At 61.6% G+C, this 22,266-nt stretch carries 17 protein-coding genes; 9 read left to right on the top strand and 8 right to left on the bottom strand.

Annotated elements, in window-relative coordinates:
- Positions 1-11: 11 nt before the first annotated feature.
- Positions 12-1,661 carry a VCBS repeat-containing protein gene (locus ABGT79_RS06410; protein ID WP_346665501.1) on the bottom strand — a complete coding sequence of 550 codons (1,650 nt, stop codon included), beginning with the start codon at positions 1,659-1,661 and terminating at the stop codon, positions 12-14.
- A 113-nt stretch (positions 1,662-1,774) separates the two neighbouring features.
- On the opposite strand from ABGT79_RS06410, the gene ABGT79_RS06415 reads away from it, so the two are divergent.
- Positions 1,775-3,037, top strand: a complete 1,263-nt coding sequence (locus ABGT79_RS06415) for an RsmB/NOP family class I SAM-dependent RNA methyltransferase (RefSeq protein WP_346665502.1) — start codon at positions 1,775-1,777, stop codon at positions 3,035-3,037.
- Positions 3,038-3,255: 218 nt separating this feature from the next.
- Here ABGT79_RS06415 and ABGT79_RS06420 read toward each other — a convergent pair whose 3' ends face one another.
- Complete coding sequence (locus ABGT79_RS06420; protein WP_346665503.1) at positions 3,256-3,978, bottom strand: methyltransferase; 723 nt, start codon at positions 3,976-3,978, stop codon at positions 3,256-3,258.
- Between the two features lie 111 nt (positions 3,979-4,089).
- On the opposite strand from ABGT79_RS06420, the gene ABGT79_RS06425 reads away from it, so the two are divergent.
- Positions 4,090-7,311, top strand: a complete 3,222-nt coding sequence (locus ABGT79_RS06425; RefSeq protein WP_346665504.1) for a UvrD-helicase domain-containing protein — start codon at positions 4,090-4,092, stop codon at positions 7,309-7,311.
- A gap of 102 nt (positions 7,312-7,413) precedes the next feature.
- Here ABGT79_RS06425 and ABGT79_RS06430 read toward each other — a convergent pair whose 3' ends face one another.
- The 5 genes from ABGT79_RS06430 to ABGT79_RS06450 all read right to left on the bottom strand — a co-directional run bounded on the left by ABGT79_RS06430 (position 7,414) and on the right by ABGT79_RS06450 (position 12,568).
- Positions 7,414-8,208, bottom strand: coding sequence for a DUF169 domain-containing protein (locus ABGT79_RS06430; protein WP_346665505.1), 795 nt, complete (start codon positions 8,206-8,208; stop codon positions 7,414-7,416).
- Between the two features lie 174 nt (positions 8,209-8,382).
- Entirely contained in the window at positions 8,383-8,682 is a 300-nt protein-coding gene (locus tag ABGT79_RS06435) for an ErpA-related iron-sulfur cluster insertion protein (protein ID WP_346665506.1), read from the bottom strand.
- Positions 8,683-8,780: 98 nt separating this feature from the next.
- Positions 8,781-9,074, bottom strand: coding sequence for an ErpA-related iron-sulfur cluster insertion protein (locus ABGT79_RS06440; protein ID WP_346665507.1), 294 nt, complete (start codon positions 9,072-9,074; stop codon positions 8,781-8,783).
- A gap of 25 nt (positions 9,075-9,099) precedes the next feature.
- Positions 9,100-9,993, bottom strand: a complete 894-nt coding sequence (locus tag ABGT79_RS06445; RefSeq protein ID WP_346665508.1) for a glycyl-radical enzyme activating protein — start codon at positions 9,991-9,993, stop codon at positions 9,100-9,102.
- Positions 9,994-10,123: 130 nt separating this feature from the next.
- Positions 10,124-12,568: a glycyl radical protein gene (locus ABGT79_RS06450; protein ID WP_346665509.1), complete on the bottom strand. Its 2,445-nt coding sequence runs from the start codon at positions 12,566-12,568 to the stop codon at positions 10,124-10,126.
- 249 nt (positions 12,569-12,817) lie between these two features.
- Between ABGT79_RS06450 and ABGT79_RS06455 the strand changes: the two genes are divergently transcribed.
- From ABGT79_RS06455 to ABGT79_RS06470, 4 genes are all read left to right on the top strand, one after another.
- Positions 12,818-14,293 carry a sigma 54-interacting transcriptional regulator gene (locus tag ABGT79_RS06455; protein WP_346665510.1) on the top strand — a complete coding sequence of 492 codons (1,476 nt, stop codon included), beginning with the start codon at positions 12,818-12,820 and terminating at the stop codon, positions 14,291-14,293.
- Between the two features lie 194 nt (positions 14,294-14,487).
- On the top strand, positions 14,488-14,877 hold the full coding sequence (locus tag ABGT79_RS06460; RefSeq protein ID WP_346665511.1) for a hypothetical protein: 390 nt from the start codon (positions 14,488-14,490) through the stop codon (positions 14,875-14,877).
- 273 nt (positions 14,878-15,150) lie between these two features.
- Entirely contained in the window at positions 15,151-16,650 is a 1,500-nt protein-coding gene (locus ABGT79_RS06465; protein ID WP_346665512.1) for an APC family permease, read from the top strand.
- A 336-nt stretch (positions 16,651-16,986) separates the two neighbouring features.
- Positions 16,987-17,718: a sulfite exporter TauE/SafE family protein gene (locus tag ABGT79_RS06470; protein WP_346665513.1), complete on the top strand. Its 732-nt coding sequence runs from the start codon at positions 16,987-16,989 to the stop codon at positions 17,716-17,718.
- 3 nt (positions 17,719-17,721) lie between these two features.
- Here the strand turns inward: ABGT79_RS06470 and menA are convergent, their stop codons facing one another.
- Positions 17,722-18,630, bottom strand: coding sequence for a 1,4-dihydroxy-2-naphthoate octaprenyltransferase (gene menA, locus ABGT79_RS06475; protein ID WP_346665514.1), 909 nt, complete (start codon positions 18,628-18,630; stop codon positions 17,722-17,724).
- A 169-nt stretch (positions 18,631-18,799) separates the two neighbouring features.
- Here menA and ABGT79_RS06480 point away from each other — a divergent pair, with 169 nt between their 5' ends.
- From ABGT79_RS06480 to ABGT79_RS06490, 3 genes are all read left to right on the top strand, one after another.
- Complete coding sequence (locus tag ABGT79_RS06480; RefSeq protein WP_346665515.1) at positions 18,800-19,474, top strand: TetR/AcrR family transcriptional regulator; 675 nt, start codon at positions 18,800-18,802, stop codon at positions 19,472-19,474.
- Positions 19,475-19,587: 113 nt separating this feature from the next.
- Positions 19,588-20,154, top strand: coding sequence for a flavodoxin family protein (locus ABGT79_RS06485; protein WP_346665516.1), 567 nt, complete (start codon positions 19,588-19,590; stop codon positions 20,152-20,154).
- 373 nt (positions 20,155-20,527) lie between these two features.
- Positions 20,528-22,231 (top strand): glutamine--tRNA ligase/YqeY domain fusion protein, encoded by a 1,704-nt coding sequence (locus tag ABGT79_RS06490; protein WP_346665517.1) that lies wholly within the window; start codon positions 20,528-20,530, stop codon positions 22,229-22,231.
- The last annotated feature ends 35 nt before the right edge of the window (positions 22,232-22,266 follow it).

Genomic DNA, 22,266 nt, shown 5'->3' on the forward strand with positions numbered 1-22,266 from the left:
ACCTGAAGAAATTATTCCTGATAGTTGGGCTTCGCGTTGACCTTGGTCGTGTCCAGCGGATACAGGTACACGGCGCAGCGCGTCTTGATGCCCGTGGTAAGACCGGCGTAGGAGTTCACGGCCACTATCAGGTCGAGCTTGCCGTTGTTGTTCGCATCCATCACGGCCACGTCGCACACCGTGCCCTTGATGCGGCGGGTCTTCCACAGAAGTTCCATGCCCATGCCGTTCCAGAGCATGGCGTGAATTTCGCCCTGCGGATAGGTGCGGTAGTTGGAGAACAGCTTGCCGGCCGTGGTGACGGGCTTGTTGGCAATGAGTTCGTAACGGCCGTCGTGATCGAGATCCACCACGGGCATGCGCATGGGCACGTAGTAGAGCACGGCGTCGGAGCTTTCGCCGCTCGAGGAGAGCGCGCCGATGCCGCGGTCGCCTTCCACGTACACGGAGCTGCCGCTGTAGGTGTCTTCCGTGCCGGCTACGCGGTTGCCGCGCGCATCGTAGGTGACGAGCGTTTCGTTTTCGGCAATGAGCGCCAGATGGTCGCCGCGCTTGCCCTTGTCGGCGGGAATCCAGGCGAAGTTGAACACCGTGGCCTGCTTGGGCAGATTGGAGAGCTTGCCGCCGCGCACCACGTCGTCGCCGGAAATACGGCCTTCGTACACCGCGCCGCTGACCACCTTGCTGCGGTCGCTGTCCTGCATGATGAGCGTGGACGCGTAGAGCGGAGGAATCTTGACCACGTTCAGATAACGGCGCACGTTGCGCGCCACCACGTTGAACTTGCCGTTCGCAAACTGCAGCACCTGAGAATAGGCCGCGGTGTCGCTCTTGCTGTAGCCGCTGAGAATGATGTAGTTTTTCTTGTCCTGAACAAAGGTGCGCACCAGCACGGGCTTCATGGAGGAAGGCAGGCGGTATTCGCCGATTTCCACAAGCTTGTTGCCGTTCTGCCACACGTAGGCGTTCAGGGAGTTGTCGTTGAGCAGCAGAATTTCGTTCTTGCCGTCGCCGTTGATGTCGCCCACTTCCATGCCGAGGCATTCAAAGCCGAGCATCTGGCTGCGGATCTGGGCTCTGTCGTCTTCGGTGCCCTGGTAGCGCAGCGAAGGATTGAGATACGCGCCGTCCTGCACGCGGCCGCGGCTTTCGTTCATGAGAAAGGCGCTGCTGGGGGAACCGGCGGAACCTCCGGCGCGGACCACGTCGGTGCGGCCGAACACTTCGATGTTGATGCTGTCGGCCACGTTCTGCAGGCCGCCGATGAGCGCGTTCACCGGGCTCGTGGCGGCTTCCTTCCACACCTTGCCGTCGGGCGAAAGTGCGCTCACGTCGAGGCTGGCCTGATCGCCCATGACGGTGATGCTGCCCCAGATGACGTAATCGGCCCCGAACTTGCGGGCCATGGCGGAGGCGGCGTCCCTGGAAGCGGGAGCCTTTTCCTTCAGCGCCGCATCCTGACGGCTGGACGGCTCAAACTGCCCCTGAAGGTAGAGGCGCGAAGTCAGCATGGAGGGAACGGCCTGCCCCAGATAGGAATAGCCCTGCGCGCCGGACACCGAAAACGGCGCCACCACATAGGTGACCGCCATCGCGGGCACTTGCATCATCAGGAACAGAAGGGTAAATGCCCATATGGCGGGCAGAAAACGTCTGGACATAAAAGACTCCTTAAAGGATTTGCAAGGGACTCTACACTTTCTCGCCCCAAACGGCAACAGCACGACGCCGGCCTTTTTGTAACAACCACACCATCAACAGCAGTTTCACAGACATGACGACCACCCCACGCCGCTCCTTCCGCTTTGCCTGCTCCACGGACGACATTCCCGTTGTCGAAGAAATGCTCCGTCTGCAGGGTTTCCGCTTCGAGCCCGACGCCTTCTTCCCGCCCGCGCGGCGTCTTGTGGAGGGGCCCGGGCCTCTGGGCAACAGTCTCGCCGGATTCTTCGGCCTCATCTACATTCAGGACAGAGCCTCCATGCTGCCGCCCATTGCGCTCAATCCGCCGAAGGGCGCGTCGGTGCTGGACATGTGTTCAAGCCCCGGCAGCAAGACCAGTCAGCTTGCGTGGCTGGTGGGGCCGCACGGCCTCGTGCTCGGCAATGAACCTTCCCCGGTGCGACTTGCCAATCTGCGCCGCAATCTGCACGTCATGGGACTCATCCAGACCGCGACCTGCTGCCAGAGCGGTGAGCATCTGCCCCTGCCCGACGCCTCGTGGGACTACATTCAGCTCGATCCTCCCTGTTCCGGCTGGGGCACCGTGGAAAAGAATCCCCGCGTCATGGACATCTGGAAGGACGACAAGGTCGCCCCGCTCATCCGTCTGCAGAAGGATCTGCTGCGCGAAGCGGAAAGGCTGCTGCGACCCGGCGGCGTGGTGGTGTATTCCACCTGCACTACCGACGTGGAGGAAAACGAAAAGCAGGTGCTCTTCGCCCGGGAGGAACTCGGCCTCGAACTCGAACCGCTCGGCGACGTGCCGGGCTTCGACCTCCAGCCGCCGCAGGGCTGTGAAGGCGTGTGGTGCCTTTCCCCGAAAATGGGCGACACGCAGGGCTTTTTCGTGGCCCGGCTCCGCAAGCCCGGTCAGAGCTCCGGGCCGCTGCCTTATACGGACAATCCCGTGCAGGCCGAGGTGCTCAGCGAGCAGCAGCTGCGCGAACAGGGGCTTGACCCGCGCTTCGTCCACGCCGAAATAGGACTTTTCGGCGGGAGCCTGCACGCGCTGCCCGTCCCGGCGCTTGCCGCCCTTCCCGATTCGCTGCACTGGCAGGGCCTGTACATGGGCAAGGCGGGCAAGAACGGCGATGTGCGCCTCTCCCCGCGCGTGCGCATCGAAGGCCCGTGCGCCCACGTGGATCTCGAAGGCGCGGAAGGGCTGCGCGTCATTTCAGGCCTGCTGCAGGGGCAGAGCCTGCCCGCGCCGTCCTCGGTTTCCGCGAAGGATCGCGTGGCGCTGCTGCGCTGGAACGGACTGCCCCTCGGACGCCTGAACGTGAAGAACAAGCGTCTGCTCTGGTCGGAACGCTGAACTATAACCGAAATAAACGGAAAACATACCGTTTCCGAAAAATTATCATGCGCCGCGTCCTCCCTGCCGAAGGACGCGGCCTTTTTCTGCTCAAGGGGGCGCGGCATGGTCGGAGCAGCGCCGACGCCGAGGAAGGCTGGACCAGACAAATGCCGTCGCACGGCAGCGAGCGCCGCAGATCTGCCGCAGCCTGCGCATTTCCGGCAGCGCTTGCCGCACTACAGCTCAAGCCTGTCCACGCGAAGGGCCGCCCTGCCGTTCTTTCGCGCCTCAAGCAGCACAAAGACGGCCGGAGCGTCGCGCCGCGTGAACACGAAGCGCAGCCTCTCCGGGTGCAGCCGCGCAGGCAATGCCGCCAGCATGTCCGCCGTGCGCTCCGCGCCGCTCACGGCGGCAAGGCGTCCGCCGTTTTTCAAAAGCGCGTCCGCCGCGCCGAAAAAGGAAGGAAACGTTTCCGCCGTGCCGAAAAGCGCGGTGCGGCGCATGTCCGAAGGCGGGAGGCGTCCCGCGCCCTCGCGCCGCCACGGAGGATTGCAGATGACGGCGTCGAAAAGCGGCAGAACGCCGTTCGGCGCGCCGGTCTCCCCGGTCAGCGCAAGCCGTGCCGCCCGAAGATCGGAAGAAGACGCCACGTCGCCCAAAAGCGCGCAAAAGCGCTCCTCAAGCCCGAGGCGGGAGGCGTTGCGCCCGGCCGCGGCCGCAAGGGCCGGCTGAATGTCCAGCCCCACGCCCTTCCACGACGCCGCCTTCCGCAGCACGGCGAGCGCCGCCACGCCGCACCCCGTGCCGAGGTCGGCAAAGCACGCGCCTTCCGGCAGAGAAAATTCCAGAGCAAAATCGGCCAGCAGCAGCGCGTCGCCGCTGAAGCGGAAACTTCCCTCCGGCTGTTCCAGTCCGGCGGGAAACGCCACATTCATGGTTCGTATTTCTTCCGCGCTCATGCCGCATTCCCCCTTTCCCGTCATTGCGCAACGTGCCCGTTCCCGCTATAACAGGTCAACTGTCCGACTGCCGACAGCGTTCTTCCTACCTTCTTCCGCCGCGAGTCATCCATGTTCCGAGCCGACCTGCATATCCATTCCCGTTTTTCCCGAGCCACAAGTTCGCGTCTCACTCTTCCCCATCTGGCGGCATGGGCCGGAGTCAAGGGCATCGACGTGCTGGCCACGGGCGACTTCACGCATCCCGTCTGGCGGCAGGAACTGCGCGACGCCCTCGAACTCGACGAAAGCGGCCTCTTCCGCCTGAAAACGCCGCTTTCCCGCGAAGATCTGGCCCGCGAAATTCCCCACCTCGCCGGCATGGAACCGCGGGAACCCCGCTTCATGCTGGAGGCGGAAATCAGTTCTATCTACAAGAAGAACGGAGCGGTGCGCAAGATACACAGCCTGGTCTATGTGCCGGATTTCGAGTCCGCCGACAGGCTCTGCGAAAAGCTGGAAGCCATCGGCAATCTGAAGTCCGACGGGCGTCCCATTCTCGGTCTGGACGTCAAGGATCTGCTTTCCATAGTGCTGGACATTCCCCGCGCCTACATGATTCCCGCCCACATCTGGACGCCGTGGTTCGCGCTCTTCGGCTCCAAGTCCGGCTTCGACAGTCTGGACGAATGCTTTGAAGACCTCGCTCCCCATATTTTTGCGGCGGAAACCGGCCTTTCCTCCGACCCGGACATGAACCGCTGCTGGAGCCATCTCGACAGGCTGCTCATGGTGTCGAGTTCCGACGCGCATTCGGGCGAGAACCTCGCGCGCGAGGCCACGCTCTTTGACGGCGCCATTTCCTACGACGGCATCTTCGACGCGCTGCATCAGAAGAGAGGCGACACGACCTACGCCGGAACGCTGGAATTCTTTCCCGAGGAAGGCAAGTACCATCTCGACGGCCATCGCGCCTGCGGCGTGGTGCTCGAACCTGCGGAATGCATGAAGCTGAACAACATCTGCCCCGTGTGCGGCAAGCCTCTCACCGTGGGCGTGCTGCACCGCGTGCTGGAGCTTGCCGACCGCACCGAACCGCCCTGCCCGGGCAAGGATTTTCAGTCGCTCATTCCGCTGCCGGAAGTACTCGGCGAAATACTGCACTGCGGCTCGAAGACCCGGAAGGTGCAGGAAAAATACGCCGACCTGCTGGATCATTTCGGTTCGGAAATGACCATTCTGCAGGACACGCCGGAACACGATCTGCGTCACGCCTGGCCGGAGCTCGGCGAAGCCGTTTCCCGCATGCGGGCGGGCAAGGTCATCCGCCACGCAGGCTACGACGGCGAATACGGCACCATCCGCCTGTTTGAGGATGAGGAAAACGCCCCCTCCCTGCTGGAGCGCGTGCCCGCCGCCCGTCGCGCGCCCCTGAAAAAAAGCAGGGCTCAAAAAAAAAATCTGAACGCCGACACGTCGCCGACTGACGGCGGAAGCTGCAAAAAAAGCGCCGAAAATCGTCCCGACTTTTCCCCGGAATCCTTCAGTCCCATGCAGCGCAAAGCGCTGGAGGCCGGCCCCGGCCCCGTGCTGGTGCTGGCGGGCCCGGGCGCGGGCAAGACAAGAACGCTCGTGGGCAGGCTCGTGCGGCTGCTTCGCTCCGGCACTCCGGCTTCGGACATCGTGGCCATCACCTTCACGCGCCGCGCGGCCGAAGAAATGCGTTCGCGCCTTGCCGCCGCCATGGACGGCGAAGAAAACGCCCCGCTGCCGGAAGCCGACACCCTGCACGCGCTGGCCCTCAGGCACTGGCCCGGCGAGGCTCCGGTGGTGCTCTCCGAAGAAGGCGCGCGCAAGGCCTTTGCCTCGGCCAATCCCACGCTCGACAAGAAGGACGCCTCGCGCCTCTACGATCAGCTTGAGCTCGGCCGCGAAACGCTGAACGTTCCGGGCGAACTTGCGCCCCTGGCCGAACGCTACCGGCAATGGAAAAAAGAAAGGAATCTTGCCGACTACACCGATCTGCCGGAAACGTGGCTTGCCGAACTCAGAAGCCGGAACTACGGCGCGGCCAAGCCCTGGAAGCACATTCTCGTGGACGAAGTGCAGGATCTCTCGCCGTTGCAGAAGGCGCTCGTGGAAGCGCTGACCCCGGCGGACGGCTCGGGATTCTTCGGCATCGGCGATCCGGATCAGTCCATCTACGGTTTCCGCGGCGCGGATGCAGGCATTGAAGAATCCCTCCGCGCCCGCTGGCCGCAGCTGTGCGTGCTGGGCCTCACCGAGAGTCACCGTTCCGCGGCCGCCATTCTCGCGGCCGGACACGACGCTCTGGCCGGGCACGGCGCCTGCGGGGAGCTCTCCTCCGTCACCGGGACCTCGGCCACGCTCCAGTGGATGGGCGCGCCGACCGCCGAACGGGAAGCCGCCTGGATTGCCGACCGCATTGCCTACCTCATCGGCGGCACGTCCCATCAGCAGGCCGACCTGCACGAAACGCTCGCGGGCTGCCATCTCGATTCCGGTTCCTGCAGCCCGGGAGAAATCGCCGTGCTCTGCCGCATCAAGGCGCTCATTCCTCCCATCCGTGCGGCGCTGGAACGCCGGGGCATTCCCTGCTCCGCGCCCGAAGCCGACGCCTTCTGGACCGACGAGAGCGCCGACGCCCTGCTTCAGGCCGCGGCGCGCTTCCACCGGCAGGAGGAACACTCCCGCAAGGAAGCCGCCTTTCTCGACGCCGACCGCTTTCCCCTGCTGGCGGCCATGGCTTCCGCCGCGCCGACCGATGAAGGACGCAAGGAAGACGTGCTCGACGACGTGCCCGCCGAAACCTGGGCCGAAGGCCCGGACGCCGTGGTGGCCCGCTGCCCCGAGCGTTTTGCTCCGCTGTTCAGCGACTCTGCGGCGTTCAAGCGCCTCCGCCAGGCCTGGAAGGAACACGGCGGCTGGCCGAAACTTCTGGACTATGTATCGTTCCGGCGGGAAATCGACATGGTGAAGGGGCAGGCGGAATACGTGCAGCTCATGACCATGCACGCCTCCAAGGGCCTGGAATTCAAAGTCGTGTTCATTCCCGGCGCGGAAGACGGCCTGCTGCCCTTCCGCGGCGTGGGCGCGCTGCTCGGCAAAAGCGACGACTTCGCGCCGCCCCCCGTGGAAGAAGAGGAAAGGCTGCTCTACGTGGGCATCACCCGCGCCTCGGAAGCGGTGTTTCTGTCCTCCGCGGCAAGCCGCACCCTCTACGGGCACAAGCTTGCGCTGCCGCCTTCGCCCCTGCTGCCGCTCTCGCACTTTCACGCCGTCAGGCTGACGCGCCACACCAAAACCACGGCAAGTCAGCTGAGCCTGTTCTGACGCGCCCCGCGCGCCCGCCTGCGGGCAGACTTCCGGCGTCATCGAAAAAACAAAGGCCGTTCTCCCCAGGGAAAACGGCCTTTGTTTTTTTCGGAATCCGCGTCAGGACGCCTGCCCCGACGGCTCCCGCTTCCTGAACACGATGAGCGGGCAGTTCTGGCAGATGTCCGCCCCAGGGAAGGGGTGGCCCGAACGCGTGATGGACACGCCGCCCGTTTTTTCCACGCGGTCGGCCATGCGTTCCACCACGGCGCGGATGTGAGAGCCGGGAATCATCACGTTGACTTCCCCGCGCTCCATCTTGCCGGAATTGTAGCTGCCCGCGCAGGCCAGGGTCAGATTGGCCTGACCGTGAATGCAGCTGAACGCCGTGCCGCCGCACACCGCGGAATTGATGCACAGGGACGGGCGGAAGGGATGCACGCCGGTAACGGCCATCCAGTCGCCCACAAGATGATACGCCTGCATGTTGTCGCAGCAGAAATGCACGACGTCCGGCATGTTCTTCTGTTCGCGCAAAGGCCGCATGACCACGGCCAGCGGCGCTTTTTCCATGCGGGGCTTGCTCTCCACAAAACCGCGCACCTGCGCCTCATCCGTGCCGAAGCGCAGAAGATCGCGCACCACCGCGTCGCTCACTTCGTCCACGCCGAAGCAGCAGCGGGCGTCGAGACACCAGAGCTTCTTCATCTCCAGAAGCACGGTGCGCCCCTCCATGCGGGCCCCGAGCTCCGCCTGACAAAACGTCAGCGGCCGCACCGGCTCGCAATATTCGTTCTCCGCCCGAAACTGCTCCACGCTCTTTTCGTCGAACAGAAACGTGATGCCCACAGGCTCGTGCATGAGGCGAAGAAAACGCATGAGACACTCATGCATGCGCGCGTAATCCATATTCATCTTCTCTCCTCCCGCAGCGCGCCGGATCCCCGAAGGCCTCCGTCACGCCCTTGCCGTCGTCCGGCCCGTTCACGGCAGAACCCGCCTTCCGGTTTTGCCGGAAAGCGGGCCTCACTTCGCCGCAACGCGTCTGCAACGCGCTTCGCGGCGCTCTTCAACAGGAACAGTTCCGCATCAGTTGTCGGAATCCAGCGCCTTGACCTCAACCTGCTTTTCTTCGTTGAGCCCAAGGGAGAACCTGCGGCCGTACCTCAGCAGAAAATCGCCGTCGGCAATGAAGGTGACGTCTTCCACGGTCACGCTTTCATCCTCGTCCTCGTCCTTTTCCTCCAGAGCGAGCCCCAGAATGATGCGGGAACGGCAGCCGCCTCCCAGCGTGTATTCGCGCAGGCGCACACAGGTTCCTTCATCTTCGTCTTCCAGCATGGAACGGAGTTTCGCCAGCATTTCTTCATTGACAGTCACTGTGAACATGGTCTTCTCCCGTGTTGCGCAGGCACTTCTGCCGACGGTTCCGCCCCGTATCCTGCTTCCGGGCCTCCCGGAAAACGGATCCTGTCCCGACGCCTTTCCTAAGCGTTCAGAGCCGTCAGCACGACCTGCTTCTCTTCATTGAAGCTCAGCTCGTAAGCCTTGCCGTACTTTGTCAGAAAATCATTGTCTGCGATGAAGGGGACGTCTTCGACGAGAATCTTTTCATCCTCGTCTTCGTCCATTTCGTCCATGCCCAGACCGAGCACGATCTTGCAATGTCATCCGCCGCCCACTTTGTATTCGCGCAGACGCACGCAGATTTCCTCATCTTCATCTTCCAGCATGGCGCGAAGCTTTTCCAGCATTTCGTCGCCTATGGTCACGGTAAACATAGCTGCTCCTGTTGATTTTGCGCTGTCACACGACAACGGTGGAAAGGCCGTGTCTTCTGAAGCGTTCCCGAACTTCCCTGAGGGCTTCCGGCGTGTACTGTTCCACCGGCGGCAACGGCTTTCCGAGGGCCTGATACTTGCTTTTTCCAAAGGCATGGCACGGCATGATCTCTATTTCGGAACGGCCGTACCTGCCGAAAAACTGCGCCATGGCTTCAAGATTCTCGTCCGAATCGTTGAGGCCCGGCATGAGCGGCATGCGGATGCGCACTTCCTTGCCCGACTCCAGCGCCGCGCCCATGTTGCGGAGTATGAGGGCGTTGTCCTGCCCGGTAAGCTCCCGGTGTCTTGCAGGATCCATGTGCTTGCAGTCGAAAAGGAAAAGATCCGCCAGCTTGAGGGCCTTGTCGAAGCGTTCTTCCGGGCAGAAGCCGCAGGTGTCCACGGTCACGTGCCAGCCCTCATAGAGAGAGGCTTCCGCAAGATCGAGAAAAAACTCGCCCGCCGCCGTGGGCTCTCCGCCCCCGAAGGTCACGCCGCCCCCGGAATTTTCATAGAAAAGCGCGTCCTTGCGCACAACGGCGATCACTTCGTCCACGCTCATGACCCTGCCGCTCATTTCTCTGGCCTTGGTCGGACACGCCGGGGCGCAGGCTCCGCAGGAAAGGCACTTTTCCCTGTCGAGCAGAGACACGCCGTTTTCCATGCGCACGGCGCCCGCGGGGCAGACCTTTTCGCAGGCTCCGCAGCCCGTGCACAGATCCTGAAAGAACAGAAGCTGAGGGGCAAAGCTCTGGGATTCGGGATTGCTGCACCAGAGGCAGCGGAGCGGGCAGCCTTTCAGAAACACGGTGGTTCTGATGCCGGGGCCGTCCTTGGTGGACATGCGCTGAATGTTGTAAACCGTTCCCTTGCTCATGGATCCCCTCCCCGCGGGCGGCCCGTGCCGTTCCGGCGGCCTTCTGCGGCCCCCGTTTTCCGAAACCCCCGGGCGACCGGTGTTCCGCTCTTATGCGAGGCGGCGGAGCCGGGCCCCGCCGCCGTTCGTTTTACTGGGCGTACTCGGTACGCTTGATTATTTCATTCTGCACGCCGCGGTCGAGGCGGGTGAAGTAGGCGCTGAATCCGGCCACGCGGACCACGAGATCCTTGTAGTCCTGCGGATGATCCTGCGCGTCCTGCAGCGTGGCGGAGCTTACGCAGTTGAACTGAATGTGCGAACCGCCGTAGTCGCAGTAGGTCTTGATGAGCGAAATGAGATTGCGCGCGCCCTGCGGACCTTCCAGCGCGGAGGGCAGGAACTTCACGTTGAAGTGGTTCGCGCCGTAGCGCACGGTGTCGATGGCTTCCGCACCGGACTTGATGAGGGCGGTGACGCCTTCATGATCGGTGCCGGGCATGGCGGACACGCTGCCGTCGGTAAGGGCCACGCCTGCCTTGCGGCCCGTGGGCAGAGCGCCCATGAGCGAGCCGAAGTAGTTGTGGTAGGAGAGCGAGTAGGCGTCCAGAGGCGTTCTGTGGCCGAAGCAGTCCGGGCCGACGGAGCTGTGGATTTCATCCACGTCGCGGTAGAATCGCTGCACGAATTCTTCCACTTCGGGATAGTCGTTGCCGTGCTTGGGAGCCTCGAAGCACATCTTGCGGATGTCTTCATAGCCTTCAAAGTTGGCGTTGAGGGCTTCCAGCAGCTGTTCCATGGTGAGCTTCCTGGTGTCGAACACCAGATGCTTGATGGCGAGCAGCGAGTTGGCGGCGTCTATGCCCGCGGTCATGATGGGGTTCACCTGCGGATACTTGGTGCCGCCGGCTTCTTCGCACATGCCCTTTTCCACGCAGCCTTCGTACATGACCGAGCGGAAAATGCTCGGCACCACCTGCAGACGGGCCATCTGGCTGAGATCGGAGTGATGGCGGGAAATGGTGAACAGGTGCTTGAGCTGCGCCTTGCAGGCGTCGTACACTTCTTCAAAGGTCTTGAATTCGCGAGGATCGCCGGTTTCCGCGCCCACCACCTTCTTGGTGGAGGGATCCTTGCCGTTGTGGAGCAGAAGTTCCACGACCTTGGCGAGGCAGGGCTGGTCTTCCTGCGTGATGAAGCTGCCCATGCCGCAGATGCCCGTGGACACGCAGCCGTAGTTGCCGCAGTTGCGGGCGTCTTCGAGCGTGATGCCGCCTTCGTACTGAGAGAAGCGGGCGAGATTGCGTTCGATGACCACGGTGTTGTTGAGAATCTGAGGCTGGCCGGAGCCGCCGCGGATGCAGTCCACCACCTTGTTCATGTAGGAAGTCTTGAGCTTCGGATGATAGAGCAGGGTCAGCGTGGGCTGAATGCCGCGCATTCTGATCTGGGTTTCCAGCAGCAGTTCTTCCAGTTCGGTGCTGGCGTCGCGGCCGTAGGCGTCCACGCCGCCGATGGTGATGGTCTGGCCGGTGTGGCCGGAAAGCGTCTTGGCGTAGGAGCCGCCCTGGTATTCGCCGAGTTCCATGTGCTTGATCCACTGGAACTTCAGCAGGGTGATGACCTGTTCGCGGGTCAGCTTTCCTTCGTCGATGTCCTTCTTGTAGAAGGGATACATGTACTGACCATAACGGCCGGGGGAGGTGGCGCAGGCCATCTGTTCCACTTCGATGGCGAGGTGAATGAACCAGAAGGACTGGATGGCTTCACGGAAGTTGCGGGCGGGATATTCGGGCACGCGACGGCAGATTTCCGCGATTTCCAGAAGTTCGGCCTTGTTCTTGGGATCGGTTTCGGCTTCGGCCGTCTTTTCCGCAAGGTCGGCATAGCGGTGGGAATGGGCAATGACGGCTTCCGTGGCCACGATCATGGCGCGGTAGAGGTCATGCTTTTCCTTGTTTTCCAGCGTGGTGGGGCAGTCGAGGAGGCGCTTTTTCAGATCGTCCACCACCCAGCGCAGGCCCTTGTTGAGCGCCTTGGGATAGTCGGCGATGCCGGAACCGGAAGCCACGCTCACGTTGTCGTAGTACATGCCGGCCTTGGAATACTGCGCGGGATTCACACCGTACTTGTCCTTGTACATCTTGTTGTTCAGGGCAATGCAGGTGCGGTTCTTCCACTTCTTGTACACCTTTTCGAGCAGATCCTGGGTCTCCTGCGGAATCTTCATTTCGCCGAGAGAGGTCATCTTGGCGAGCTGCATTTCGTCCTTGATCCAGGACACGTTCCATTCAGGATACGGATTCACGCCGCAGCGGATGCCCGTAAGCGTGCCCACGATGGGGTTGCCGTCCAGAAAAATCTTCTTGGTCAAGAGCACGCGTTCAAACAGTTTCGCCCGGATGTAGAGCGTGGATTCGCCGGCGAATTCATCATACACGTCCAGAAGGCAGCGGAGGCGTTCCGGATCCATGACCTGAGGCGCGGTCATCAGGAAGTCCTTCAGCTCCTGAACGCGCTGTTCGGCGGTATCCCAGTTGATGCCGTAGCCCTGCCCTTCCACCGGGGCAGGCGAGGTGAACTGCATGACAGACATGAGGGGTCTCCTGTAGGAATGTTTTATGGGGACAGGAAAAAATTGCTTGCTTGTTGCCGTACACTATGCACAAAGCGTGCCAACTTTTTCTCAATGTAAATAATTTATTGAAATATTTAATTTTTATAAAACATGCCGCGCGCAAAATCCGGAATAATCTTTTTTCGGACCTAAAAAAACTTTCTTTTTAGAAAGAAATTTTCTATACATGAGAAAAATTTATCAGAGCATTCCAGCAAAGGATTCCGCATGCTCATAGACAGCAAGAACTTCAGCGACGTCAGCATGAACGACGTGATGACGCCGGCCATGCGGGCCATATGGGATCATATGAGCATAGGCGTGGCCATCGTGGACGGCAAAGGCATCTGCGTGTACATGAACGAGATTCAGGCGCGCGTGGACGGCTTCACCACGTCCGGCGTGGTGGGCAAGCACATCACGGAACTGTACGTGCCCAACGGCATGGCCCGCATTCCCACCATGGAATGCCTGTACCGGGGCGAGCCGCTTCTGCGCAAGGCCTACTGGTACAAGACCATCAACAATTCCCTCTTCTCCTCCGTCACGGACTTCTATCCGCTGTTCGATCACGGCATGAAGGACGGCGTGCTGGCCTTCACCATCTGGGTGGACAGCGCCCTGCTCACCGGCGAGGCAAAAATGAACACCCGCGCGCCGGCCTCAGCCAGCGACAGCACAAGATACACCTTCGAGAGCATCATCGGGCACGATCCGGCCCTGCGCGGAGCCGTCAGCGACGCCAAAGTGGCCGCCAAGAGCCCGGTTCCGGTCATGATCTGGGGAGAGAACGGCACGGGCAAGGAACTGTTTGCGCAGGCGATTCATGCGGCAAGTCCGCGAAGAAATCATCCGTTCATTGCGGTCAACTGCGCGGCCATTCCGGAAAATCTGCTGGAAGGCATACTGTTCGGCACCTCGAAGGGAGCCTACACCGACGCCGCGGACAAGCCCGGACTTTTTGAAAAGGCCGACGGCGGAACCCTGCTGCTCGACGAACTCAACTCCATGCCTCTGGGCCTTCAGGCCAAGCTGCTGCGCGTGCTTCAGGAAAAAAGAATACGCCGCCTCGGCGCCAGCTCGGAAAAGGACGTCGACGTCCGGGTCATCAGCATTCTGAACGAGCCCCCGCTCACGGCCGTGAGCCGCGGCATTCTGCGCAACGACCTTTATTACCGCCTCGCCGTGGTGGGCATTGCCGTGCCGCCGCTTCGGGAACGGTTGGAAGACATTCCGCTGCTCATCGCTTCGTTTCTTCAGCGCGCCGAAGACGCTCCCGCCGGCGTGCGCGTTTCCGACTCCGTCATGAAGCTGTTCTGGGGCTATTCCTGGCCGGGCAACATCCGCGAGCTTCTGCACGTCATCGAGGGCAGTCTGGCGCTGCTCGGAAGCCGCAACGTCATTACCGAAGACAGTCTGCCCCGGCAGTTCCGCGAATCCTGCCTCAGCAGACGCGCCGCCGAAGCCGCGCCTGCGGCCGTGCGGGAAGAGGACCTTCCCCTGCTGGACGACTACCGCAACGTGCGCCGCAACAGCGTGGTTCCTCTTAAAGAAAAGATCAACGCCTTTGAATCCCGCTGCATCCGCAACGTGCTGCGCGTGACCGGCGGCAACGTGTCCAAGGCCGCAAAAATCATGGAACTCACCGGCCCCGGACTGCGCTACAAAATGAAGCAGCTCGGCATCACCGAAGAGGATTATTGACGAAACATACCGATATCACACAAAATTCACTCGTTTTTCCGACGATTCCTAAAGGCCGCGCTCCGCAAAAAGTCCGCGGCCTTTTTGCCGCTCCTGCCGCTGCGTTCAGGCATGACGCCGCCGCTTTTCGTTGCGAAAATCCCCTTCCGCGCCCTTGCCGCACAAAAGAATAGGGGCGGGCGACACTTCCCGCCGTGCCACGGCTGCGCAGAAAAACCGGGGCCTCGTCGTCCGACGGGCGGCCAGTCCGATTTCTGCGTCGGACGATGCGCCGCTCAAAAGACCCTGCGCATGTCTTTGCCCTCCGAAATGGCAGGAATTTTCATCCGCAGCGTCAGCATTGCACCGACGCTCCGCAGGCGTGGAATTTCGCAGGCGTGCGCCGCGGCTGCGCGCCGAAAACGTCGTTTCGCGCGTCAGACCAGCTCCGCGTCGGCTGGATTCCGTCTTTCGATATGATATTTTTTGCACAAATTCAGCCGACTTTTCCGCTTCCATCCTCGCCTTTTGTCGCTTTTATTAATTATGATAGCTCTATTTTTCACATATTTCTTTCAAAAAAGAAAAAATTTTTTATTTTTTGATTATTTTCTTTTTTAAGATAATGATTTTTATTATCGGTTAAAAAAATTATCTTTTATTTTCATGATATTATCTGTATAGTCTCTTTCATTATCGGTTTTGGCATGGTTCTTGCTTCACGTGACCCATCTCACATTATCTCATTCAAACCCCTTCCCCAAAAGTTGTTTGCTTGTTGTCGGTCCGCAGTGCCCGAACCTCCCTTTTCGGAGATTCCCCGGGCGAACCTCGCCTGCTTCCGCAGGTTTCCCCTCTTCATTCAGCAGGAACTCACCATGTCAGAAGCCAAACTTACGAAATCCTTGTCTCCCATGCAGGTTTGCGCGCTCGCGCTAGGTTCCATTGTCGGTTGGGGCTGCTTTGTTCTTCCCGGCGACATGTTTCTTCCTTCCGCAGGACCTCTCGGCACCCTGCTCGGCTTCCTTGCCGGCGCCATCCTCATTTCCTTTGTGGGTGTGTGCTACAGCTACATGGTCAAATACGCCCCCGTGGCCGGCGGCGCATTCACGTATGCCTACATAGGCTTCGGCCCCACCGCCTCGTTCATCTGCGGCTGGGCGCTCGTCATCGGCTACATCGCCATCGTCATGATCGACATAGCCGCACTCTCGCTCATCTTCCGCTTCCTCTTCCCCGGCGTGTTCGAGTTCGGCGAACTCTACACCATCGCAGGATGGAAGGTGTATGTCGGCGAAGTGCTGCTCATGACCGCCGGCACCATCGTCTTCGGCTGGCTCAACTACCGCAGCGTGGGCATGGCCGGCAAGCTCCAGCTCATCCTCGCCTTCATGCTCACCTTCGGCATCGTGGCCTTCTTCTTCGGCTCCGCCTCCCTGGATTCCGCCGGCATCAGCAACCTCGTGCCCCTCTTCGCGGAAAACAAGTCCCAGGCCGCCTGCATCATGAGCATCTTCGCCCTCTCGCCCTTCCTCTTCGTCGGCTTCGACACCGTGCCCCAGGCCTCGGAAGAGTTCGCCTTCGAGCCCAGCCGCTGCCGCAACATCATGGTCGTTTCCATCTTCGTGGGCATGATCCTCTACGCCATGGTCATGCTGGGCGTGGCCATCGCCATCCCCTACCCTGAACTCCTCGCCAAGATGGAAGAAATGAGAGCTTCCGGCGGTCATGCCTGGGCGACCGGCTACGTGGCCACCCTCGCCTTCGGCAAACTCGGCTCCATCATTCTGGCCTGTGCCGTGTTCGGCGCCGTCTGCACCGGCATCAACGGCTTCTTCGTGGCCGCCAGCCGCCTGCTCCTCGCCATGTCCAGAGGCCGCATCCTCCCCGAATGGTTCGGACGCATCCATCCCACCTACCATACCCCCTACAACGCCATTCTCTTCACCGCCGTTCTCGCGCTCCTCACCCCCTTCGCCGGCCGCTCCGCCGTCGGCTGGACCGTGGACATGAGCTCCGTCGGCACCGGCATCGGCTACCTGTTCACCTGCCTCGTCGCCCGCCGCGCCATCCTCAACAGCGGCGAAACCCGCGGCAGAAGCATCGGCCTGTTCTGCTGCGTCATGGGCACCATCTGCTCCATCCTGACCCTCATCCTGCTCCTCACTCCCGGCTCCCCCGCCTACATCTCCTTCGCACCGCGCTGCGTGCTCGCCGTGTGGGTCATCATGGGATTCGTGTTCTACTTCTCCAACAAGAAAGTCTGGAGCAATCTCTCCACTGAGGAAATTTCCAGGAACATTCTCGGCGGCACCGACATCCCCATCCTGTTCAACAAGAAAACCGCCCCCTGCACCATCGAACGCGAAAACGCCTGAAAACCGCGCTCATAACTGAAGGAACGGGCCACCGGCAAAACCGTCGGCGGCCCGTTCCTCTCCCTCCTGCGCGCCGGAGGCGTCCCCCCCCTGCCGCCTCCGGCGCCGCCCTGATTTCTTCGCCGCAGCAAGACGCGCCGACCCCCGGCAGCGCGTCTCGCCCCAAAAGGCCGACGCCCTTCCAAGACGGGCTCAGCGATCCTCCCCGCTCCGACGCGTCACCCTTCTGCGGACTCTCTTCTTCCCTTTCTGAGGCGCAGGTCTGCGCCATCCGGCCCAAAACTCTCCGAAGCGCTCCATTTCTCCCACCTCGTATCGTCATCAGAGGCTCGTTCCATGGACACCACTTCGCTCATCGTTTTTCTCTGCTGGTTCGCGGGAGGCTTCGTCTCCGGCCTCACGGGCATAGGCGGAGCCATGGTCGCGGTTCCCGCGGCCGCCCTTGTTCTCCCCATGCACGTGGTCATTCCCCTCAGCTGCATCCTCAACGCGGCCATGGACGGGAGTCTGGCCTGCATGCACTTCCGCCACTGCCGCGTCAAAGCCCTCTGGCCTCTGCTGGTGGGCGCGCTGCCCGGATCGTTCGCGGGACTCTACATTCTTCAGATGGTGTCCGACGCCGTGCTTCAGGGCGCGGTGGGCGTGCTGCTCGTGGTCTATGTGCTCTGGCAGCGCGTGGCCAGGGCCGGAAGCAGGAAGGAAGATTCCTGGATTCTCGGCGGCACGGCGGGCTTCGGCGCGGGACTTCTCGGCACGGCCATCTCCTTCGACGGCCCGCCCGCCGGAGCCTACGCGCTCTACCGCGGATGGTCGCCGCGCGAAGTGCTGGGCACGCTCGGCGTCTTCTTTCTCGTGCGCAGTCTGTTTACCTGTCTTCTTCAGGCTCAGGCCGGATTCTACACGCCGCAGGTTCTCGGCTACGCCATGTACGGCATACCCGCCTGCATGCTCGGCGCCGTGTGCGCCTTTCCGGTGGTAAAGCGCATCCGCGTGGAACTGTTCCGCCGCGCGCTCATGGCCGTGATCGCTGTTGCCGGCCTCGTCTGCCTGTGGCAGGCCCTGCGCTGACCGCTATTTTGCGGCGGCGTCGAGCAGCAGTCCGGCAGCGAGCAGCAGACTGAAAATAAGAATGTTGCGCGACGTGAGCCCGAGGCAGCGGTTGAGCGCCCGGCCTTCGTAAATGGAAACAATGCGGCTCCACACCCGATAGTGCGGAACAAGGAAGAGCAGCGGCAAAAGTCCCGCCCAGAACAGACCATGCGGAATGAGACACAGCGCAAACGCGCAGGCGAATCCCCCCTGCGCCAGATAATACCGCAGGCCAAACTCCGCCCCGAAGCGCGCAATGAGCGTCTTCTTGCCGGAAACCTTGTCCTGATCGCGGTCGCGGAAGTTGTTGATGGTGAGCAGCAGATTGATGCACACGCCCACGGCAAGCCCGGCCAGCGTGGCCTGCGGAGACCATGCGCCGGCCTGCACGTAGTAGGTGAAGCCCACGGCCACCAGACCGAAGAACACCACCACGAGCACGTCGCCCCAGCCGTGCGCCGCAAGCGGATACGGCCCGGCGGAATACATGTAGGCGCACGCCAGGCACACCAGCGCCACGGCGGCCATGCTCCAGCCGCCGTACCAGACGAGCGGAAGTCCGGCGCAGAGCGCCAGCGCAAGATCAACGACAATGCCGATCTTCATTCTTCGGGGCGATATCCAGCCCTGAGCGCAGGCGCGGCGCGGCCCGAGACGGTCGTCCCTGTCGTTGCCCTGCTCGAAGTCGCACACGTCGTTGATGAAGTTCGACGCAATCTGCATGAGCACGGCAAAAAGCACACACAGAAAGGCCGGAACCGGACGAAAACAGCCCGCCCACACGGCAAGGGAACAGCCCACGACCACCGGAGCGAGCGCCGCCGCCAGCGTTTTCGGCCGACAGGCCAGTACCCACGCGTACAGAGAATCCTTGCGAACTTCAGTTTCCATTCCTTATGCTCCCGCGGCCTTGCCGCAAATGTCCGGCTTGACGCCCCTTCCCGGGCGAGGGCAGAATAGCGCATCTTACAGGCAAAGAAAAGAACACTCGCGCCGTGCGCGAACACGGCGTCTTTTTCCTGCACGCTCAGGCAACCTTCCGTTCGAGGGAGATCCTTCCATGACGGCGACATCCAGCACTCCGGCAGCGCGCGGCAAGGGCCGCCCCCGCAATTTCGACAGGAACACGGCCCTTCTCAAGGCCCTCGAAGTCTTCTGGCAACGCGGCTACGGCCCGGCTTCCGTTTCCGAGCTGTGCTCGGCCATGGGCATCAACGCGCCCAGTCTCTACGCCGCGTTCGGAAACAAGTCCGCCCTGTTTCTGGAAGCCGTAACCTATTACGAGCAGCGCTACTGGGCCGCCCCTTCCCGCAGATTCATGGAGGAAAAGGACTTCTACCGGGCCGTGAACAACTTCTTCATCGAGGCCGCAGGCATTCTGCGCTCCCCCGACACCCCCTGCGGCTGCATGGTCGTGCTTGCGGCGGTCAACATTTCCGAAAGCGAGCAGAACGTCATACGCACGCTGCGTCAGATGCGCCTCGACACAAAAAACATGTTCGCCGAAAAAATCCGGCAGGCCGTGCTCGAAGGCCAGCTTCCCGAAGACACGCATGTCGAAGCGCTGGCCGGAGCCTTCAACACCTTTCTTGAAGGCATGTCCCTCCAGGCCAGGGACGGCCTGAACGCGGAAGAACTCAGCAACGCCGCCTCCTACGCCGTGCGCATGCTGCCCAAGTGGCATAAGCGGCTGAAACCCGCACCCACGCTCAAACAACTGCCTTCTCATTATTAAAATAATAAATTACGAGCACTTATATATTTATATAACGTTCAATAAAAATATGTTGACTATTTTTATATCGTTCGATACATATTTAGACACATCAACGCATGAGGAGATCTCGCATGAGCAAGAACATTGTTATTCTCAACGGCAGCCCCAGAAAGCACGGCAACACCGCAACCCTTTGCGACGCCTTCGTCGAGGGCGCCGAGGCCGCGGGAAACCATGTGACGAGATTTGACCTTCAGACCATGAACATACACGGCTGTCTCGGCTGCATGAAAGGCGGCAAGGATCCGCAGAGCCCCTGCGTGCAGAAGGACGACATGGCCCTCATCTACCCCGCCTACAGGGAAGCCGACGTCGTGGTGCTGGCCTCCCCCATGTACTACTGGGGCTTTTCCTCCCAGCTCAAGGCCGCCTTTGACCGCCTCTTCGCCGTGGCGGAACTCGACAGCGAATACCGCAACCCCATCAAGAACTGCGTGCTGCTCATGGCGGCCGAAGGCAACACGCCCGAAAACGGCAAGCCTGTGCTCGACTACTATCACACCCTTCTTGAACAGCTCGGCTGGCACGACCTCGGCGACATTCTGGCCGGCGGCGTGCTCCAGCTCGGCGACATTCTCAAAAACGGCGGTCATGAAGCTCTGAAGCAGGCCAGGAAACTCGGCGCTTCGCTTTCCTGACGCAATCTTCGGCAAAGCCGCAGCGCCCCTTCCTCCCCGCTGCGGCCGAGCGCCCTTTTCGCCGTCGCGAATGTTCTTCGCGACGGCTTTTTTTGCTCATTTTCCCCGATCCGGCGGACTCCGACGCGCCTTCCAGAGCTGTCTCGCACCGCATTGCGCTTTTCCGGGCCCATGCGCATCCACGAAAACGCCCTCCCCCCCCCTTCCGGCAGGACGCCTCCCGCTTCGTCAATTGACCTTCCCCCGCGACAAAGGTATTCTTTTCAGCCGTCAGTCATTCAGGATATGCGCCCCGCCGCGAGGCGAGGGCGCATCGCTCCACCGCTGTTTCGCGCGCCCTGAACGCGCAGCAGCCAAACGACATGAGGCCTCCATGAGCCAGAACACCCCCGCCCCTGAAGCGGAACGTCCCCAGGGCGTCGATTTTCTCCGCGCCCGCATCAATCAGGATAATCTTACCGGCCGTTTCGGCGGACGCGTACACACCCGCTTTCCTCCCGAACCCAACGGCTATCTGCATATCGGCCACGCCAAGTCCATCTGCATCAACTTCGGACTGGCCAAGGAATACGGCGGCCTGTGCAACCTGCGCTTCGACGACACCAACCCCGTGAAGGAAGACACCGAATACGTCGATTCCATCCAGAAGGACGTGCAGTGGCTCGGATTCCAGTGGGCGGGCGACGTCCACTACGCCTCGGACTACTTTGATCAGCTCTACGAATACGCCGAAAAGCTCATCATGATGGGCAAGGCCTACGTGGACGAACTTTCCGCCGACGAAATCCGCGAATACCGCGGCACCCTCACCAGGCCCGGCACCCCCAGCCCGTGGCGCGACCGCCCCGCCGAGGAAAGCCTCGACCTGTTCCGCCGCATGAAGGCCGGCGAATTTGAAGACGGCAGATACGTGCTCCGCGCCAAGATCGACATGGCGTCTCCCAACGTCATCATGCGCGATCCCACCATCTACCGCATCCGTCACGCCACCCATCACCGCACCGGCGACAAGTGGTGCATCTACCCGATGTACGACTTCACCCACTGCCTCTCCGATTCCATCGAAGGCATCACCCACTCCATCTGCACCCTGGAATTCGACAACAACCGCGAACTCTACGACTGGGTGCTCGACACGCTGGGCGTCTATCATTCCCAGCAGATCGAATTCGCCCGTCTGCAGCTCACCTACACCGTGCTCTCCAAGCGCAAGCTCATCCAGCTCGTGAAGGAACACTACGTGCGCGGCTGGGACGATCCCCGCATGCCCACCATCTCCGGTCTGCGCCGCCGCGGCTACACTCCCGAATCCATCCGCGACTTCTGCTCGCGCATCGGCATCGCCCGCAGCGCCGATTCCGTGGTTCACTACAGCCTGCTCGAATTCTGCTGCCGCGAACATCTGAACGCCGTGGCTCCGCGCTGCATGGCCGTGCTCAATCCGCTCAAGGTGGTCATCACCGACTACCCCGAAGATCAGGTGGAGGAATTCGATCAGCCGCTGCATCCCGAAGACGCGTCCTTCGGCAGCCGCAAGGTTCCCTTCTGCCGCGAAATCTACATCGACCGCGACGACTTCCGCGAAGATCCGCCCAAGAAGTACTTCCGTCTCGCTCCCGGCGCGGAAGTGCGCCTGCGCTACGCCTACTACATCACCTGTCAGGAAGTCGTGAAGGACGCAGACGGCAACATCGTGGAACTGCACTGCACCCACGATCCTTCCTCCCGCGGCGGCTCCAGCCCCGACGGCCGCAAGGTCAAGGGCACGCTGCACTGGGTGAGCGCCCGTCACGCCGTTCCCACGGAAGTGCGCCTCTACGAGCAGATGTTCACCACCGAAAGCGACAGCGACATCGAAGAAGGCAAGACCTTCCTCGACTACTTCAACCCCGATTCCGAAAAGATCGTCACGGCCATGGCGGAACCCTATCTCGCCACGATGCCCGCAGGCAGCCACGTGCAGTTCGAGCGCGTGGGCTATTTCTGCGCCGATCCCGACGGCACGCCCGAACACCCCGTGTTCAACCGCACCGTGACGCTCAAGGACTCCTGGGCGAAGATAGAAAAGAAGCAGTAATCGACGGGCCTTCTCCCGCGCCTTCCGGCTCCGCG

Source organism: uncultured Mailhella sp. (assembly GCF_963931295.1).
GTDB lineage: Bacteria > Desulfobacterota > Desulfovibrionia > Desulfovibrionales > Desulfovibrionaceae > Mailhella.

Excerpts from the sequence above, each read along its gene's own strand:
- ABGT79_RS06455 (WP_346665510.1), top strand. The coding sequence starts at position 12,818 with ATGCTCATAGACAGCAAGAACTTCAGCGACGTCAGCATGAACGACGTG.
- ABGT79_RS06425 (WP_346665504.1), top strand. The coding sequence starts at position 4,090 with ATGTTCCGAGCCGACCTGCATATCCATTCCCGTTTTTCCCGAGCCACA.
- ABGT79_RS06470 (WP_346665513.1), top strand. The coding sequence starts at position 16,987 with ATGGACACCACTTCGCTCATCGTTTTTCTCTGCTGGTTCGCGGGAGGC.
- ABGT79_RS06420 (WP_346665503.1), bottom strand. The coding sequence starts at position 3,978 with ATGAGCGCGGAAGAAATACGAACCATGAATGTGGCGTTTCCCGCCGGA.
- ABGT79_RS06410 (WP_346665501.1), bottom strand. The coding sequence starts at position 1,661 with ATGTCCAGACGTTTTCTGCCCGCCATATGGGCATTTACCCTTCTGTTC.
- ABGT79_RS06480 (WP_346665515.1), top strand. The coding sequence starts at position 18,800 with ATGACGGCGACATCCAGCACTCCGGCAGCGCGCGGCAAGGGCCGCCCC.
- ABGT79_RS06490 (WP_346665517.1), top strand. The coding sequence starts at position 20,528 with ATGAGCCAGAACACCCCCGCCCCTGAAGCGGAACGTCCCCAGGGCGTC.
- ABGT79_RS06485 (WP_346665516.1), top strand. The coding sequence starts at position 19,588 with ATGAGCAAGAACATTGTTATTCTCAACGGCAGCCCCAGAAAGCACGGC.
- ABGT79_RS06465 (WP_346665512.1), top strand. The coding sequence starts at position 15,151 with ATGTCAGAAGCCAAACTTACGAAATCCTTGTCTCCCATGCAGGTTTGC.
- ABGT79_RS06435 (WP_346665506.1), bottom strand. The coding sequence starts at position 8,682 with ATGTTCACAGTGACTGTCAATGAAGAAATGCTGGCGAAACTCCGTTCC.
- ABGT79_RS06415 (WP_346665502.1), top strand. The coding sequence starts at position 1,775 with ATGACGACCACCCCACGCCGCTCCTTCCGCTTTGCCTGCTCCACGGAC.
- menA (WP_346665514.1), bottom strand. The coding sequence starts at position 18,630 with ATGGAAACTGAAGTTCGCAAGGATTCTCTGTACGCGTGGGTACTGGCC.
- ABGT79_RS06430 (WP_346665505.1), bottom strand. The coding sequence starts at position 8,208 with ATGAATATGGATTACGCGCGCATGCATGAGTGTCTCATGCGTTTTCTT.
- ABGT79_RS06445 (WP_346665508.1), bottom strand. The coding sequence starts at position 9,993 with ATGAGCAAGGGAACGGTTTACAACATTCAGCGCATGTCCACCAAGGAC.
- ABGT79_RS06450 (WP_346665509.1), bottom strand. The coding sequence starts at position 12,568 with ATGTCTGTCATGCAGTTCACCTCGCCTGCCCCGGTGGAAGGGCAGGGC.